At 49.2% G+C, this 16,011-nt stretch carries 15 protein-coding genes; 3 read left to right on the forward strand and 12 right to left on the reverse strand.

Annotation, left to right across the window (positions count from 1 at the left end):
* Positions 1-78: 78 nt before the first annotated feature.
* Together K7B07_RS26055 and pncB are read right to left on the reverse strand one after the other, a co-directional pair.
* Positions 79-864 (reverse strand): murein L,D-transpeptidase catalytic domain family protein, encoded by a 786-nt coding sequence (locus K7B07_RS26055; RefSeq protein ID WP_223713483.1) that lies wholly within the window; start codon positions 862-864, stop codon positions 79-81.
* A 224-nt stretch (positions 865-1,088) separates the two neighbouring features.
* Positions 1,089-2,273: a nicotinate phosphoribosyltransferase gene (gene pncB / locus K7B07_RS26060; protein ID WP_223713484.1), complete on the reverse strand. Its 1,185-nt coding sequence runs from the start codon at positions 2,271-2,273 to the stop codon at positions 1,089-1,091.
* Positions 2,274-2,450: 177 nt separating this feature from the next.
* Between pncB and purE the strand changes: the two genes are divergently transcribed.
* Positions 2,451-2,963 carry a 5-(carboxyamino)imidazole ribonucleotide mutase gene (gene purE / locus K7B07_RS26065; protein WP_223713485.1) on the forward strand — a complete coding sequence of 171 codons (513 nt, stop codon included), beginning with the start codon at positions 2,451-2,453 and terminating at the stop codon, positions 2,961-2,963.
* Between the two features lie 16 nt (positions 2,964-2,979).
* On the opposite strand, the gene bshC is transcribed toward purE, so the two are convergent.
* A complete protein-coding gene (gene bshC / locus K7B07_RS26070) occupies positions 2,980-4,623 on the reverse strand; it encodes a bacillithiol biosynthesis cysteine-adding enzyme BshC (protein ID WP_223713486.1) in 1,644 nt (547 codons plus the stop codon).
* Between the two features lie 31 nt (positions 4,624-4,654).
* Here bshC and purU point away from each other — a divergent pair, with 31 nt between their 5' ends.
* The gene (purU, locus tag K7B07_RS26075; RefSeq protein ID WP_223713487.1) at positions 4,655-5,488 is read left to right on the forward strand and encodes a formyltetrahydrofolate deformylase; all 834 of its coding nucleotides are present in this window, start codon (positions 4,655-4,657) and stop codon (positions 5,486-5,488) included.
* Between the two features lie 47 nt (positions 5,489-5,535).
* Here purU and K7B07_RS26080 read toward each other — a convergent pair whose 3' ends face one another.
* From K7B07_RS26080 to lipB, 9 genes are all read right to left on the reverse strand, one after another.
* Entirely contained in the window at positions 5,536-5,799 is a 264-nt protein-coding gene (locus K7B07_RS26080; RefSeq protein WP_223713488.1) for a GlsB/YeaQ/YmgE family stress response membrane protein, read from the reverse strand.
* A 108-nt stretch (positions 5,800-5,907) separates the two neighbouring features.
* Entirely contained in the window at positions 5,908-6,906 is a 999-nt protein-coding gene (locus K7B07_RS26085; RefSeq protein ID WP_223713489.1) for a chorismate synthase, read from the reverse strand.
* Between the two features lie 177 nt (positions 6,907-7,083).
* Entirely contained in the window at positions 7,084-8,433 is a 1,350-nt protein-coding gene (aroA, locus tag K7B07_RS26090; RefSeq protein WP_223713490.1) for a 3-phosphoshikimate 1-carboxyvinyltransferase, read from the reverse strand.
* Positions 8,434-8,480: 47 nt separating this feature from the next.
* On the reverse strand, positions 8,481-9,497 hold the full coding sequence (gene aroB / locus K7B07_RS26095; RefSeq protein ID WP_223713491.1) for a 3-dehydroquinate synthase: 1,017 nt from the start codon (positions 9,495-9,497) through the stop codon (positions 8,481-8,483).
* A gap of 83 nt (positions 9,498-9,580) precedes the next feature.
* Positions 9,581-10,672 (reverse strand): chorismate mutase, encoded by a 1,092-nt coding sequence (locus K7B07_RS26100; protein WP_223713492.1) that lies wholly within the window; start codon positions 10,670-10,672, stop codon positions 9,581-9,583.
* A gap of 31 nt (positions 10,673-10,703) precedes the next feature.
* Positions 10,704-11,555, reverse strand: coding sequence for a prephenate dehydrogenase (locus K7B07_RS26105; protein WP_223713493.1), 852 nt, complete (start codon positions 11,553-11,555; stop codon positions 10,704-10,706).
* Between the two features lie 10 nt (positions 11,556-11,565).
* Entirely contained in the window at positions 11,566-12,726 is a 1,161-nt protein-coding gene (locus K7B07_RS26110) for a pyridoxal phosphate-dependent aminotransferase (protein WP_223713494.1), read from the reverse strand.
* Positions 12,717-13,652 carry a prephenate dehydratase gene (locus K7B07_RS26115; protein ID WP_223713495.1) on the reverse strand — a complete coding sequence of 312 codons (936 nt, stop codon included), beginning with the start codon at positions 13,650-13,652 and terminating at the stop codon, positions 12,717-12,719. Before K7B07_RS26115 ends, K7B07_RS26110 begins: the two co-directional genes overlap by 10 nt.
* A 300-nt stretch (positions 13,653-13,952) precedes the next feature.
* Positions 13,953-14,681, reverse strand: coding sequence for a lipoyl(octanoyl) transferase LipB (gene lipB / locus K7B07_RS26120; RefSeq protein ID WP_223713496.1), 729 nt, complete (start codon positions 14,679-14,681; stop codon positions 13,953-13,955).
* A gap of 101 nt (positions 14,682-14,782) precedes the next feature.
* Here lipB and K7B07_RS26125 point away from each other — a divergent pair, with 101 nt between their 5' ends.
* Complete coding sequence (locus K7B07_RS26125) at positions 14,783-15,841, forward strand: RluA family pseudouridine synthase (RefSeq protein ID WP_223713497.1); 1,059 nt, start codon at positions 14,783-14,785, stop codon at positions 15,839-15,841.
* Positions 15,842-16,011: the final 170 nt, after the last annotated feature.

Below are 16,011 nucleotides of genomic sequence, written 5' to 3' on the forward strand. Positions count from 1 at the left end.
GGGCAAGCCGCTTAAAACGGCGTAAAGCCGTATTCCCTTTTTTATGATGTGCTGCAATAAAAAAAGCCCCGGAGGGCTTTAAGAAATCGTATTGTTTATCTGCAGCGGTAACCGCAGGGGATTATCCAAAAGATAATTTAAGGACGGCTGATAACTGCTGTTATAAATAAAAAGTACCGACCCCTCTTTTATAGCATCAATGATGGGGCGGGTAAGCTCCACCGGCACAGCGGGACACCCGAAACTCCTGCCCAGGTAGCCCAGTTCATCAATACTGGCCTGACTTACATACCGGGCACCGTGCAGCACGATGGCCCGTTGCATGGCCCTGTCGTTGATACCGGATTCCATCCCCTTCAGCTTCAGCGAATAACCATTACCACCATAATAGGGCGCATCCGTAAGATAAAAGCCCAGGCTGCTTTTATTGGACGACATCCGGTTGCTGAAGGAGGTGGCCATTAATGCCCCGGAATTCCTTCCGTGCGCCGCCCATGTATTGAAGAGGACCCGGTAGTTCTTAACATCCAGGATGTACATTCGCTTGCTCGTGCTGGGCTGGTCAAAATCGACGATCGTAATAATGGAGTCATTTTGTACAGTCCCTTCTGCTTTCAGTTCTTCCAGGCCATCCAGTGCATACGTAAATGCTTTTTCCGACAAGCCTTTCAGATCCAGGTGCAGGCTATCATATAACAGCATATGCCGGTCCATTCCCCATCCGAATGACAGTCCATACAGGGAGAAAAAACCTGTTTCTTCTTTAGCCGGTGCGGCAGCAGGCGCCTTCCATGACATTGTTGTCAGCGCGATCAGCAATATGGCCAGTCCTCCTGCTATCTTTTTTACAAAAAGTCTCATCATTAAAAAAAACTCTTTTTTAATTTTAAAAAACAGACTAAGATTTAAATTGATTCGGATTGAATCCTATGGCGGGTGCATCACCCGGTGTTCAGGGAGCTGTCAATATACCCGTTAAGCGCATTGTTTCCTCCACAAACAGTTGCAAAGCTACAACAGAAAGCCGGTTTTTCTGTTACGAAAAGCTTAAATAAAATATTTAATATAATCCAATTTATATATTTCTACTATTCAATCCCTAATACTTCCTTCGCCAGCCGGATCATCCCGGGATCACCGGTATGTTTTCCCGGCTCATCAGAAAGCTTCACAGTAGATACCCAACGTTTGCCGTCAAACTGAACAGCCGTTAGCTTCATCACAATATTCATTGGCTTTAGTCCTACATCATTGGTAAGATTGGTGCCGATACCAAAGGAAATACCGATCTTTCCCTTGGCGGCATGGGTGATCTCGGCCACCCTGCCGGTATTCAGCCCGTCGGAAAAAATGATAAATTTATAAGCGGGATTGATACCCAATTTTTTGTAATGGGCAATCACCTTCTCAGAATAGGCAATCGGATCGCCGCTGTCGTGCCGCACACCGTCAAAAAGTTTGGCAAATTTTTTATCGAACTGCTCAAAGAAAACATCGTTGGTATAGGTATCCGACAGGGCAACACCAAGATCGCCGCGGTAAACATCGGTCCAGTGTTCCAGGCTTAATGCATTTGCCATTGTAAATCCGTATTTGGCCGCATGAAACATAAACCATTCATGCGCATGGGTACCGATGGGTTTGGTGCGGGCGCACATGGCCAGGTGTACATTACTCGTTCCCACAAAGCTTTTACCGCCGTGCGCTGTAAGTGTGTCCACCACGAGTCGTTGCACTTCATAAGAATGCCTGCGGCGCGTACCGAACTCTGCCACGGGTACGTCCAGCTCCTTGTAGATGGTTGTTTTTTCGATCGTATTCCGGATCACCTGTTCATCGCTGTCCCGCTGCTGGCGGGTAAGCCGGTAATACAATTCGCTGATGAGGAACAGGAGCGGCACTTCCCAGAGAATGGTACGGAACCAATGCCCTTCCACAGAAACTTCCAGCGCTGTCCCTGTCTGCTCAATACACACTTCTGACGGATCATACCGGTAACCGGCCAGCAGGTCCAGATAAGCCGCATTCAGATAAGGACAATTCTTTGAGAGATACCGGTGTTCTTCCGGCGCCAGCTTCAGCTCTGCCATCCGGTCCACCAGGTCCCTTAACGCTGCCCCGAATCCATCGGGAAATTCATGTGCTCCGCGATTGATAAAGGTGTACCGCGCTTTTACATCCGGGAACAATTGTACCACCGCGCATTGCATGGTAAACTTATAAAAGTCGTTGTCAAGGATAGACGGCGAAGGGAGCGGCATTTCTGTCTTCATTTTTCAAACCTACATAAAATTCAGGAGCTATCAGCTATTAGCTTTCAGCCGGAAAGAGGGGGCGGGGATTTGAGAATTGAGAACTGAGATTTGAGAACTGGGATTTGACTGTTGACGGCTGATCACTGACAGCCGCTGGCTCATTGCTGATAACATCTTTTTACCGTTCTTTGCAGTATGGCAATACAGGTAGGCATCATCATGGGCAGCGACAGCGATCTTCCGGTAATCGAACCCGCGGCTGCAGTTCTGAAAACATTTGGTATCGATTATGAAATAACAGTCGTTTCCGCACACCGCACGCCCCTGCGCATGGTGAGCTATGCGCAGAAGGCAAAAGAACGCGGACTGAAAGTGATCATCGCCGGCGCCGGTGGTGCGGCGCACCTGCCGGGTATGGTGGCTTCCATCACCACCCTTCCTGTTATCGGCGTGCCTGTCAAATCAAGTAATTCGATCGATGGCTGGGATTCGGTACTCAGCATCCTGCAGATGCCAAATGGCGTGCCTGTTGCTACTGTGGCTCTGAACGCCGCAAAAAACGCCGGCATCCTTGCCGCCCAGATCATCGGCGCTTCCGATGAAGCAGTAAGCAAAAAACTGGCTGCCTATAAAACCGAAATGGAAGCAGAAGTGCTTCAAAAAGTAGAACGCCTGAAAACCGGCGGACAACCCAACCGGTTCGATTAGAGCAACACCGGCATGCCTATTTTTCCTGCAAGACGACGAACCGCTGCTCCAATGCCAATGAATGCCGGTAAAGCGCTGCTATCATTTCTTTACCATATACGGCATAAAAAGGCAGGAAGTTTTCAATACGCTCCTGCAAACTGTTATGAGGGAACAACTGATCTTTTAGCTTTCCGGTTTGATTCATAGCCGACTCATGGTTCCGCTTTTCGGCGCGAAGTAATTTTTTTCCGAGTTCAAGAATTCCTTTTCCGGTCGTTTTTTCAAGGGCTGTAATATGCCGCAATAGTGTTTCATCAACCGGCGCCGCCTGTTTTTTCAGTCCGTTGTACAGTTGCTCCACATCCAGCAGGGCTTTCTCCACCCCCAGCTCATGCACGGAATGCCGGGTGATCCAGTCGTTTTTAAGCTGGTGAAGCGTCCGGAATAATTGCAGTGGTTCAAATTCCAGTTGCTGCATTAAAGCAGCCTGCTTACTGTTAATGAACAAAAATGAATTCCGTAAAACCAGTAACGGATAAGGCACTCCATACTGTTCAAATATTTTTTTCAGCTGGATCCAGTAAGCCAGCTCTCCGCCACCGCCTATAAACAAGAGATTGGGCAGGATGAGCTCCTGGAAAACAGGGCGCAGGATCACATTCGGGCTGAAGCGTTCGGGATGTTTCTCCAGCTCCTGTAACAATTCTTCTTTTGAAAAAACAAGATGGGTCTCCAATACCTTCCATTGCTCCTCCGACCGTTCGATCCGGTAACGCCCCTCATCCGTCAGATAGAACAGGTTGATCTCCCGCCCATGCGCCTGTACCCTGTACCCTGCGCCGGCCAGCTGCGCAGCGGTTGCTTCCACAATAACGGAGGACCGGCTGTTCAGCAATTCGTCTTTAAATAATTCAATTGCCGCAGCTTTAAGCAGGGCGCTGTCGGGGATCACCACTACCAGGCCGTAAGCCTCAAACAGAAAATTTACCAGCCGGAAAGTAGCTTCCTGTATCGACACTCCCTTCTCATAAAAAGACCGCAGCTGACGGCTGATCTCAGTTCCGCAGGGCAATACGCCGATCTGGGCTTCTATCCTGCCGAGCAGTTCCAGCAAAGCATCATCAACCTTCATCCGTCCTACAGCACCGGTCTGACGGGTCTGCCATTCCATTTTTTGCCCGCTGATAAAAAGATGCCCCAGCTCATCCAGGTCGGCGTCCTCGCTTCCCATATAATATACCGGTACAAAATTATATGCCGGGTACAATTGCCGGCATTTTTCCGCAAGGCGGATGGCATGCAGGATCTTATAAATAAAGTAAAACGGACCTGTAAACAGGTTGGGCTGGTGCGCCGTGGTGACCGTAAACGTCGTTTCCTGTTCTAACAGTTCCAGACTGGTCTTTACGGAGGCAGAAACCGGCACCGATGTATACTGCTGCTGCAATGCGCGGGACAAACGGGAACGATCCACCCCTCCGGTTTTCTTTCTGTGTTCCAGCGCACGCCCAATGGCGGCATCAGAAGGAAATTCGTTGTAAAAAGGGCTTAGTTTTTCATCCTTATTCAGATAATCCAGCACCAGTTTGCTAAAGAAACCGGTGTTCTCGTAAGAAAAATCTAGGGTCTTACAGTCCATACATTGATATTGCAATCCAAAATGAAAATACAATAACATTTTTAAAGTGAAATAGTTTTATTTTTAGCCAATGATCATCTTAATACAGTGTCCGGACCAGGTGGGGCTTGTAGCCGTTGTTTCCCGGGTAATGGCAGATGCCGGTCTTAACATCATCTCCATGCGGGAATATGTGAATGTGGAAGTCGACCGCTTTTACCTGCGTCTTGAGATCGCTGACGGGGATGCGCAGGCCGCTGGCGTTAAAGAACAGCTCAGAAGGGTATTACCGCAAAACAGCACCATTGTCATCCATACCGCTCCCAAAAAAAAGGTTGCAGTTCTTGTAACTAAGGAATACCACTGCCTGGGTGATATCCTGCTGCGGAATTATTTCAACACATTGGGGGCTTCCGTGGAATGTGTGATCGGCAATCATGAGACCCTGCGGTCGCTTACCGAAAAATTCGATATCCCCTTTCATTATATCGATCACACCAGCCGTTCAAAAGCAGCGTTTGAAGAAACATTGCTGACAGCACTGAACGCCTATACATTTGACTATATCATCCTGGCAAAATTCATGCGGATCCTGTCCTCCGGCTTTGTGGCCGCCTACCCGCACCGCATCATCAATATCCACCACTCTTTCCTGCCCGCCTTTGTAGGTGCCAGCCCTTACCGGCAGGCACATGAGCGCGGTGTAAAACTTATTGGTGCTACTGCCCATTTTGTTACGGATGTACTGGATGAAGGCCCCATCATCGCCCAGCAGATCATACCCGTCAATCACTCCCATTCGGTAAGGGATATGGTAACACTGGGTAAAGAGGTAGAAGAAGCAGTACTGGCCCGGGCCCTTCAGCTGGTATTGCAGGATCGTGTCATTGTGGATGGCAACAAAACCGTAGTGTTTGAAAATTAAAAAACCCGCTTTACAGCGGGTTGAAATTATATGCAGACGATTGCAGGTCAGACGCCTTTCTTCCGGGTGATCATCCCGTACAACCACAATAAAATAACGGCTCCCAAAATAGCAAATGCAAAGCCTTTAAACGACCAGTTCCCGTTAATAGGAATGCCCAGCACCTGTGTTCCGATCCATCCGCCCACAAAGGCCCCGGCAATACCTATAATAATAGTCACGATCCATCCACCGGGATCTTTGCCCGGGTGTAAGGCTTTAGCAATAGCACCTGCTATCAATCCAAAAATGATCCAAGATAAAATACCCATAGTTTTTCAGTTTAACAAGTGAATAAAGTTTTCGTCACTTTAAAGTTAATACAAAAAAACATGCCAAAAAATAATTTAGCGTTAAGGAACGGGGTCTTTATCAACAGCTTAGGATTTGACAACCCGGCTGATCCGGTCTTCCAGCAGCATCAGGTCCGCCAGGGCTATCGCTGTAACAGCCTCTACAATCACCGGTGCACGCAGTGCCACACAAAGATCGTGACGCCCTTTTACTGAAAAATCCTCCATCTGGCCGGTCTCCCAGTTGAGGCTGTGCTGCGGCTTTGGCGTAGAAGCTGTGGGCTTGATGGCGATCCGGAATACCAGTTCATTCCCGTTGGTGATGCCGCCAACAATTCCGCCGGCATTATTGGTAGCGGTTTTACCTTCCATATTTTCGATAGGATCATTGTGCTGCGAACCAAACATTTTTGCTGCGGCAAAACCCGCACCGAACTCCACCCCTTTTACAGCCGGAATGGTGAACAGCAGGTGGGCCAGCACCGATTCCACCGAATCAAAATACGGCTCTCCCAGTCCTACGGGAAGCCCTGTTACGCGGCATTCAATGAGTCCGCCGACCGAGTCCTTGGCATCGATGGCTTTTTGCAGGCCCCGCTCCGGGTCGGGATCGCCGCCGATCTCGGTGATCCGGGCTTCGATAGTGATTCCGGCCAGCAGTTTTTTTGCGATGACTCCCGCAGCCACCAATCCTGTTGTAAGACGGGCGCTGAAATGTCCTCCCCCCCTGTAATCTTCAAACCCGCCAAATTTTTTATGCGCCACAAAATCCGCATGCCCCGGCCGCGGAAAACTCCGCAGTTTTTCATAATCCCCGCTGCGGGTATTTTTATTTTCAAAATAGATCATCACCGGGAACCCTGTGGTCATGCCATTAAAGACACCGCTTTTGAATAGGGGGATATCATCTTCCTTCCGGGGAGTAGCCCCTTTTTGTGTACCTCCTTTCCGGCGCTCCATATCCGGCAGAAAATCCTCCACCGGCACGGCCAGTCCCGCAGGCACCCCGTCCAGCACCACTCCCACGCATTCCCCATGTGATTCTCCGAATATCTGTACCCGGAATAATTGTCCGAACGTGTTCATTATTATCAATATTTTTAGTCAAAAAAATACCCGCTCATAGTTCATCCGGATCTGAATCAGTTACTCTGGCGGATCTGAACCCGGGTTGATTAGCGGGAGAGAAAGTAAAAAATGAAATGAGCATCCCCTTATAAAACGGTCATCGTTCACGACCCGCATCCCACCGCACAAACCTAACTATTGATCTCCCTTATTTGAATAAATTTCATTTAATGCATCTCTGTATTCAAGTCCGCCCGTAACCGTTGCCCCCAGTTCTTTCAAATGGTCATAAAAATCGGGATAGGATTTATTCACTGCCTGGGCTTCTTCGATGGTCACCGCACCATCCGCTTTTAAAGCAGCAGTAGCACAGGCCATCGCGATCCGGTGATCATGACGGGAATGCACCACTGCGCCTTTTATAACACCACCATGCACCCGCATCTGATCACCATCCAGTTCTACCCGGATGCCCATCTTCCCGAACTCTTCCTGCAGGGTAATACCCCTGTCGCTTTCCTTATGCGCCAGGCGGCTCACCCCTTTAATGGTGGTAACACCCTTGCAATTGGCAGCCAGTGCCACCAGCGGCGGGAAGAGATCCGGACAATCAGTCGCATCAAATTCAAATGCTTTCAGGGGTGCTGCATGCAATACTATCCCTTTGGCCTCCATAGCAATACCGGCACCGGCAGCCATCAATGCTTCGATGATTTTTTTGTCTGCCTGCGTGCTGGTCTGCTGCAGGCCTCTTACACGGATATCACCGGCAATGGCACCGGCCACCAGCAAAAAGGCGCCGCCGCTCCAATCCCCTTCCACCGTATAATGTACCGGCTCATCTGTGGTTGGCGGTGCAGCACCATCAAATACAAAGGCCTCATAGTTTTGATTTTCGGGCATCCGCATGCCAAACCGTTTCATCACATCCAGCGTAAGATCGATATACGGCCGGCTTTTCAGCTCGTTTACCCGGATGGTGACCGGCGCTGTCACCGGAGATGCGGAAAAAGCCATTAAAAGCCCTGTAAGGAACTGGGAGCTCAGCGATCCGTCGATGGTGATCGTTGCCGGCAGCAGGGGGCCCTGAACCACCAGCGGCAGTTTACCATTATTTGATTGAATGTGTACGCCCAGTTCGGGCAATACGGTATCAAAGAAGTCCATAGGACGCGTTACCAGGCTGCCTTCCCCGTTAATGGTCACCTGGTTCTCACACAGGGCCACAATGGGTGTAAACATCCGGATACTCAAACCGCTTTCGCCACAGTTCACCGCATCCTCTTTTGACCTTACTTCCGGGGCATTCTTTAAAAAGGAGCTCTCGATCTCGATCATATGGTCTTTTCCGGTTTCCGTGATCGTGGCGCCCAGTGCCCTGATGATACTCATGGCCGCGAGATCGTCGTTACTGTGACCGGGATTCTCGACCACTACGCGCCGGCGCGAAAGCAATGCAGCGGCACAGGCCCGCTGCATCGAGCTTTTGGAAGCCGCCGCATAGATATCCCCCTTCAGCTTTGAAGGATGTATGGTTCTATTCATTCAGATTTTATTTAAGTTCCGGAAGCCGTCAGCTGCCGGTACGGTCTTTACAATTTATTTATGATTTTTTCCAGCTGCTTCATGGCAATCGGTTTCACCACCCCCTGCCCGATCTTATTGAGCAATACAAAGTTCATTTCTTTTTGCTCTCTTTTCTTATCCATCTTCAGCCCGTTAAACACTTTCTGTTTATCAAAACTCGCATAGGTCGGAAGCTGGTATTGCTCCAGCAACGCCACTACGGCTGCTGTCTGGGAAAAACCGGTCAGTTGTTCAGAAATATGACAGGCATAAGTAGTACCAATGGCCACTGCCTGTCCATGCATCAGTTCATATTCTTTTTCCAGCGCATGTCCCAATGTATGCCCCAGGTTCAGCAAGCGGCGGTCTCCCTTTTCAAATTCATCCTTTTGCACCACCTTGGTTTTGATCAGCGCATTCCGCCGGATCAGGCTGCTTAATTTTTTCTTATCTTTCTGATACGTGGAAAGCGATTCCTGCTGCAGCTGCCGGAACATCGCCGCATCTTTGATACAGGCATGTTTGATGATCTCTGCAAAACCGTTCTCCCATTCATTCTGCGGCAGCGATTGCAGGAAAGATACATCGTGCAAAATGAAGGAAGGCTGGCGGATGATACCCACCAGGTTCTTATACCGGTCCACATCAATACCATTCTTTCCGCCAATAGATGCATCTATCAGGGCCAATATGGATGTGGGTACAAACCCGAACCGTATGCCGCGCATATACACAGAAGCGATATAACCGGTAAGATCCGTGATCACGCCCCCGCCGACGCCTACCAGCACGGTCTTCCGGTCGGCTTCCATGCTGATAAGGGTATTGATCACCTCATCTACTGTTGCCTGTACTTTATAGGCTTCGCCGGGTTTGAGCACGATCGTATTCAGCCCTTTGAATGTTGCCGGATGCGCTTTGAATATGTTTTCATCCGTTATTACTACCAGTGCTTTTTTATCGGCAATTTTTGTAACCTGTTTAAAGCTGCTGTCGAAATAAAAATGTGTGGAAGCGTTTGAGAATTTTATTATTTTTTCCATTCCTGACGATGGTTAAGAGTGAATGGTTCATAATTCATGAGATAAACGCGATCTGCAATGAACTATGAACCAGGATCCATGAACTATTGCGCGTCCATGATATTCTTCTGATGATTGATGCTTTCCAGGTGCACTGCATCCAGGTATTTCATAATAAAATCCTTGCTCAGGCCCAGCTTCTCGCCCTTGCCCATCATTTTATCCAGCACTTCCTGCCATCGGTTGGTTTGCAGGATGGTCAGGTCATTCTCTTTTTTATATTGTCCGATCTTATCGGCGATCTTCATGCGCTGGGAAAGGATCTGCAGCATTTCATCATCCAGGTGGTTGATCTGCTGGCGCAGTTTTTCCAGTCCGGCCTGCAGCTCGGAGTTATCGGTATTTTCTTTTCTCCATACGATGGCTTCCAGCATTTCTTTCAGCCGCTCGGGGGTCACCTGCTGTTTTGCATCGCTCCAGGCGTTGTCCGGATCGATATGTGCCTCGATCATTACCCCGTCGTAATCCAGGTCAATGGCTTTCTGTGCCACATCAAACAAGCCTTCGCGGTTACCGCAGATATGAGAAGGATCATTGATGATCGGCAGTTCGGGGTAACGCAGTTTCATTTCAATGGCCAGGTGCCACATGGGTGCGTTACGGAATTGTGTATTTCCGTAAGAGGAAAATCCGCGGTGGATCAGGCCCAGGCTCTTGATACCGGCACGGGAGATACGCTCCACGCCGCCGCTCCACAGTTCCAGGTCGGGATTGATCGGGTTTTTTACCAGTACCGGCACATCAACGCCTCTGAGGGCATCTGCCACTTCCTGAACGCTGAAGGGGTTTACGGTAGTACGCGCTCCGATCCAGAGGATGTCCACATCAAAGGTCAATGCATCTTCCACCTGTTTGGCGGTTGCCACTTCCACTGCGGTAGGCAGGCCGGTTGCTTTCTTTGCTGCCTGAAGCCAGGGTAATCCTTTGGCACCGATGCCTTCAAACAATCCCGGTTTGGTACGGGGTTTCCAGATGCCTGCACGCAGTACATCTACTTTACCTGTTGCTGCCAGGCGCTGCGCCGTGGCCAGCACCTGCTCTTCTGTTTCAGCGCTGCAGGGCCCGCTGATAACGATCGGGCGTTTCGCCCATACCTGTTGTGTCTTTTCTTTATCCGTCATTTCAAGAGTTTTCATTTTACTTGTGATTTTGTGATTTGCTATTTTGTTATCGGATGATCCGTTTTATTTTATTGGCATCGGTGATCAGGGATTGCAGCCTTCCGGGATCGTCGGACTGTATGGACTCCTTGAACTTGGTCAGCTGATCGATGTGTTCGGTCAGTACATCGATGATATTATCCTTATTCTGTAAAAAAATGGGTACCCACATATCCGGATTACTTTTTGCCAGTCGCACCGTGCTTTCAAAACCTGCGGAGGCGATCTCAAAAATGGCGCTCTCCACTTTTTCTTTTTCCAGCACCGTATTGGCAAGGGCAAATGAAGTGATATGGGAAATATGGCTTACGTAGGCTACGTGCAGATCATGTGCCTTTGCTTCCATTTCCACAACGCGCATCCCGATCTTTGCATACATATTCTTTACCCATTCCAGGGCATCAGGATCAGACTCCGCCGCGTTGCAGATGATCACGGCCTTACCTTCGAAAGCTCCGCGTATGGCCGATTTCGGGCCGCTGTACTCTGTACCCCACATCGGGTGGGTTGCTACAAATCGTCCCCGTTTCGGGTGATCCTTTATCGCTTCGATCACCAATGATTTTGTAGATCCCATATCCATTACGATCTGGTCGGTCACCTTGTCCATGATCTGCGGCAGCAGCTGCGCCATCTTATTTACCGGAATGGCCAGCAGCACTACTTCCGCTGCTGTGATTGCTTCATCCAGCGGGAGGAACTCATCCACCAGCTCATATTCCAGCGCCTGTTCCGCATGTTCCCTGCTGGCTTCCACACCAATCAGCCGGGACGAGAGCTTCTTCTCATGCAGCTGCAGGGCCATGGATCCTCCGATCAGCCCTACTCCTATTATCGCTATTCTTTTCCGTTTGTTCATTACAGGTACCTTATTTAATAGACGCTTCTTTTATCCGCTCAAAAGCTTGCTCGAACCGTTCCGTGGAACCGCAGAGGCTGATCCGGATAAAACGGTCGCCGGCATTTCCAAAGATCCCACCGGGTGTTATAAACACATTGGCATTATACAGCACGGCGTCTGCCAGTTCATAGCCATCCTTATAGCCCTCCGGGATCGCTGCCCACATAAACATGCCTACCTGTTCCCGGGAATACGTACATTTCAGCAGATCGAGTAACTGATATACTTTTTCCCGCCGCGCCCTGTAAACGGCATTCACTTCATCGTGCCATTCCTTTCCGAGGCCCAGGGCTTTTGCTGCAGCCAGCTGCACGGGGAGGAACATGCCGCTGTCCATATTACTTTTAAAGCGCAATACTTCATTGATACGGCCGGCGGCACCGCAAAGCACGCCTACCCGCCATCCGGCCATGTTATGCGATTTGCTCAGTGAGTTCAGTTCGATCACTACTTCCTTTGCACCCTCCACACTCAAAAGGCTGAGCGGTTTTTCATTTAATATAAAGCTGTACGGATTATCGTGCACAATAAGGATCCCGTGTTTTTTTGCAAAACCGATCAGCGCCCGGAACACTTCCGCATCCGGCTGCTGGCCGGTAGGCATATGCGGATAGTTTACAAACATCAGCTTCACCTTTGAAAGGTCCCCCGCCTCTATCGCCGCAAAGTCGGGCTGGTAGCCGTTCTCCCCGTTCAATCCGTAATCGATGCAAACACCGCCGGCGATCGTAACATTACTCCGGTAAGTGGGGTAGCCCGGATTGGGCACCAGTACCTGGTCGCCCTCGTTCAGGTAGGTCATGCAGATATGCATAATGCCTTCCTTACTGCCGATCAGCGGCAACACTTCTGTATCCGGGTCCAGTGCCACACCATACCATTGCCGGTACCAGCCGGCAAAAGCAGTACGCAATACCGGGCTGCCTTTATAATTCTGATAGCCGTGTACATTGGGTTGTGCAGCGGCCTCCTGCAGTGCCTTTACCACTTCGGGATGCGGCGGCAGGTCCGGACTGCCGATGCCCAGGTTAATGATATTCTTCCCCTGTTTATTCAGCTCATCGATCTCTCTCAGTTTTTTTGAGAAATAGTATTCGCCCACACCCTGTAATCTTTTTGCTACTTCCATGAACCTCTTTTATAAATTCCGTAAACTTTTAAACCCGTGGTCACCGGTTTTATCTTATCCATCACTTTCTCAAAATCCTTTAACTGCTCAAACTCCATATCCGCGTGGAACTGGTACCGGAACTGTGTTCCGGGGATCGGAAAGCTCTGCAGCTTGGTCAGGTTCACGTCTTCTTTTGCGATGATGGAAAGCACTTTTGCCAGACTGCCCTTGGAATGATCCGTATGAAAATTGATCGATGCCTTATCCCCCTCAACCGTTTCCTGCAGGTCTTCCCTGCGGCGCAGCACCAGGAAACGGGTGTAGTTATTTTTAAGCGTTTGTATTTTAGGTGCAATGATCTTTAATCCGTATAGCTCTGCAGCGAGCTTGCTGGCAATAGCTGCAATATGTTTGGCCTTGTGCTGGGCGATATGACGGGCACTGAGCGCGGTATCTTCAGCCTCTACCAGTTTCCAGCGAAACTGATCCAGGTATTCATAGCATTGCTGCAATGCCATGGTATGGGAATGTACTTCACGGATGTCATCCAGCTCCACCTCCGGATTTACCAGCAGGTTCTGGTTGATCTGCATATATACCTCCCCGGCGATCCGCAGGTCGCTGCCCTGCAGCAGGTTGTAATTGGGAAGGATGCTGCCCGCGATGGAATTTTCAATGGCCATTAAACAACCGTCAGTCCGGTCCGCATCCCTGGCAGCCGCGATCACTTCTTTAAAGGTATCACAACATTCAACCGTTACCCGGTTCTTAAAGAAGTTGTTTGCTGCCTCCTGGTGAAAACTGCCTTCGTACCCCTGTATGGCCATGTGTACGCTCCCTGCCGGCTTTCCGGAAGAAACGTTGTGCTGTTCCTGCGCTTTTACTGCTGGTTCCTGCTCTTTCATTTGTTTAATCGTGTCAATTCCTGCTATTGCTTCCGGCATCCTTGTAGTTACAAAAAAATCCCGGCCTCTTTCGCCGGGATTCTTTTATGTTGAATATGTTGTTTAAAATTAGTTCAACAAAAATGCACCCGGCTTTCCGCTAAAAAAGAAGAAGCTAAAATAAAACCAGGTATAAAATTTTGTCGCTTTCATAATTGCGTGTCAAATATAAAACGAAAATTTAAATTTCAAAATAAATATTTGAAATTTCTTTTAAAACTAACGGTTGTTTTTAGTAATTATTCATTTTTTCCCCTGTCCCTTTGAACAGGAAATGATCAGAAAAAACACCGGGGAGGATCAGGTCTTCCGGTCGAGCGTTATTTCGAACACTGCCTCAAAATGACGGCGGAGCCGGTCCTTCACTTCCTCCATTTCAACCGGGCCACCCAGCTCCTTTGCCAGGGAGGTCACCTGTTTGTTCTGGATACCACAGGGAATGATAAAATTAAAGTAGTTCAGATCCGTATTCACGTTCAGCGCAAAGCCATGCATGGTGATCCAGCGGCTGGTGCGCACACCGATGGCGCAGATCTTGCGTTCTTTTCCGGGCAGGAACGGATCCAGCCACACTCCCGTTTCGCCGGGGGAACGTTCGCCTTTAAGGCCGTAGTCGGCAAGGGTGCGGATCACCACTTCCTCGATATTACGCAGGTACCGCCCGATATCGGTATAGAACCGTTCCAGGTCAAAAATGGGATACCCCACAACCTGTCCGGGCCCGTGATAGGTGATATCCCCGCCCCGGTTGATCCGGAAAAAATCAATCCCCCTTTTGGCCAGGTTTTCCTCACTCAGCAATACATTTTCCATATGCCCGCTTTTGCCGAGCGTATATACATGCGGGTGCTCCACAAACAGCAGGTGATGCAGGGTGGCCGGCTCCGTTGCCGCTTCCCCACGGTCTTCGCGCTCCCTTGCGGCTGTTTTCACCGCCACATTTTCCTGTAACAGCTGCTCCTGGTGATCCCATGCGTCCTTGTACCGCATAATGCCCATATCACTGAACCGTACTTTCTGATGCTCCATAATTGATCCGCAAAGGTACCAAGAAAATCGGATGTCTTACATTTGCAGGAACGGGAAGATGCAGGGCGTCATTTTTTCAGCAAATTAAAATACTGTTTATCATGATAATAAAGGAAGCAGATGCGTTGGACGATTTTTCGGCAGGAACAGACAGCAATGATGAACTGTACCAGAAATTTGTATATAAGACCGACAAGGGACAGGAGCCCTTCCGCATTGATAAATACCTGATGAACCGCATCGAAGGGGCCACGCGCAACAAGATCCAGCAGGCGATCCATAATAAAATGGTACTGGTGGATGGCAGGGAAGTAAAGCCTAATTATAAATTGAAGGGGATTCAGGAGATCGTTGTTTTTACGGATATGGCTCCCGAAGAAAGCGAAATCGTTCCTGAAAATATTCCGCTAAACATCGCTTATGAAGATGCCGCGGTACTCATCGTTAATAAGGTGCCGGGCATGGTGGTACATCCCGGTTCCGGCAATCCCAACGGCACCCTGATCAATGCGGTAGCCTATCACCTGCAGCAGGAGAACGCTGCCATTACGGAAGAGACCTTACCAAGATTTGGCATGGTGCACCGGATCGATAAAAACACCAGCGGACTGCTGGTACTGGCAAAAACAGAAAAAGCCATGCGTTCCCTGGCAAAGCAATTCTTTGATCATACCGTAAGCCGGAAGTACATTGCCCTTGTCTGGGGCGATCTGGAAGAAGACGAGGGCACCATCATTGCGCATGTGGGGCGGCATCTCCGCTTCCGTAAATTGTTTGAAGCCTACCCCGAAGGCGATCATGGCAAAGACGCCATCACACATTATAAAGTGCTGGAACGATTTGGCTATGTAACACTGGTGCAATGCATACTGGAAACAGGCCGCACCCATCAGATCCGGGTACATATGAAATACATCGGGCATCCCCTGTTTAATGATGATTTTTATGGCGGTGATAAGATCGTAAAAGGAACGGTATACACCAAGTACCGGCAATTTGTTGAGAACTGCTTTGCTCTTTGTCCAAGGCAGGCACTGCATGCAAAAACACTGGGTTTTGTACATCCCGACACCAATGAGGAGGTCTTATTCGACAGCCCGCTGCCCGGAGACATGGAAGCTGTTATTGAAAAATGGCGGAAGTATACGAGCCGGGCGTAGTTTTTTTGATGCGGAGTTAAAAACATTAAGGAGTTAAGAGACATTAAGTAACACTTAATGATCCTTAATACCTTAATCGCGTTCACCAATCATTCCCCTGCAGATACCGAACCATCGAATTTAACAACATTAAGAAGTTAAGGGATATAAGGTACACCTTAATTATTCTT

The sequence above is a fragment of the Niabella beijingensis genome (assembly GCF_020034665.1).
Lineage (GTDB): Bacteria > Bacteroidota > Bacteroidia > Chitinophagales > Chitinophagaceae > Niabella > Niabella beijingensis.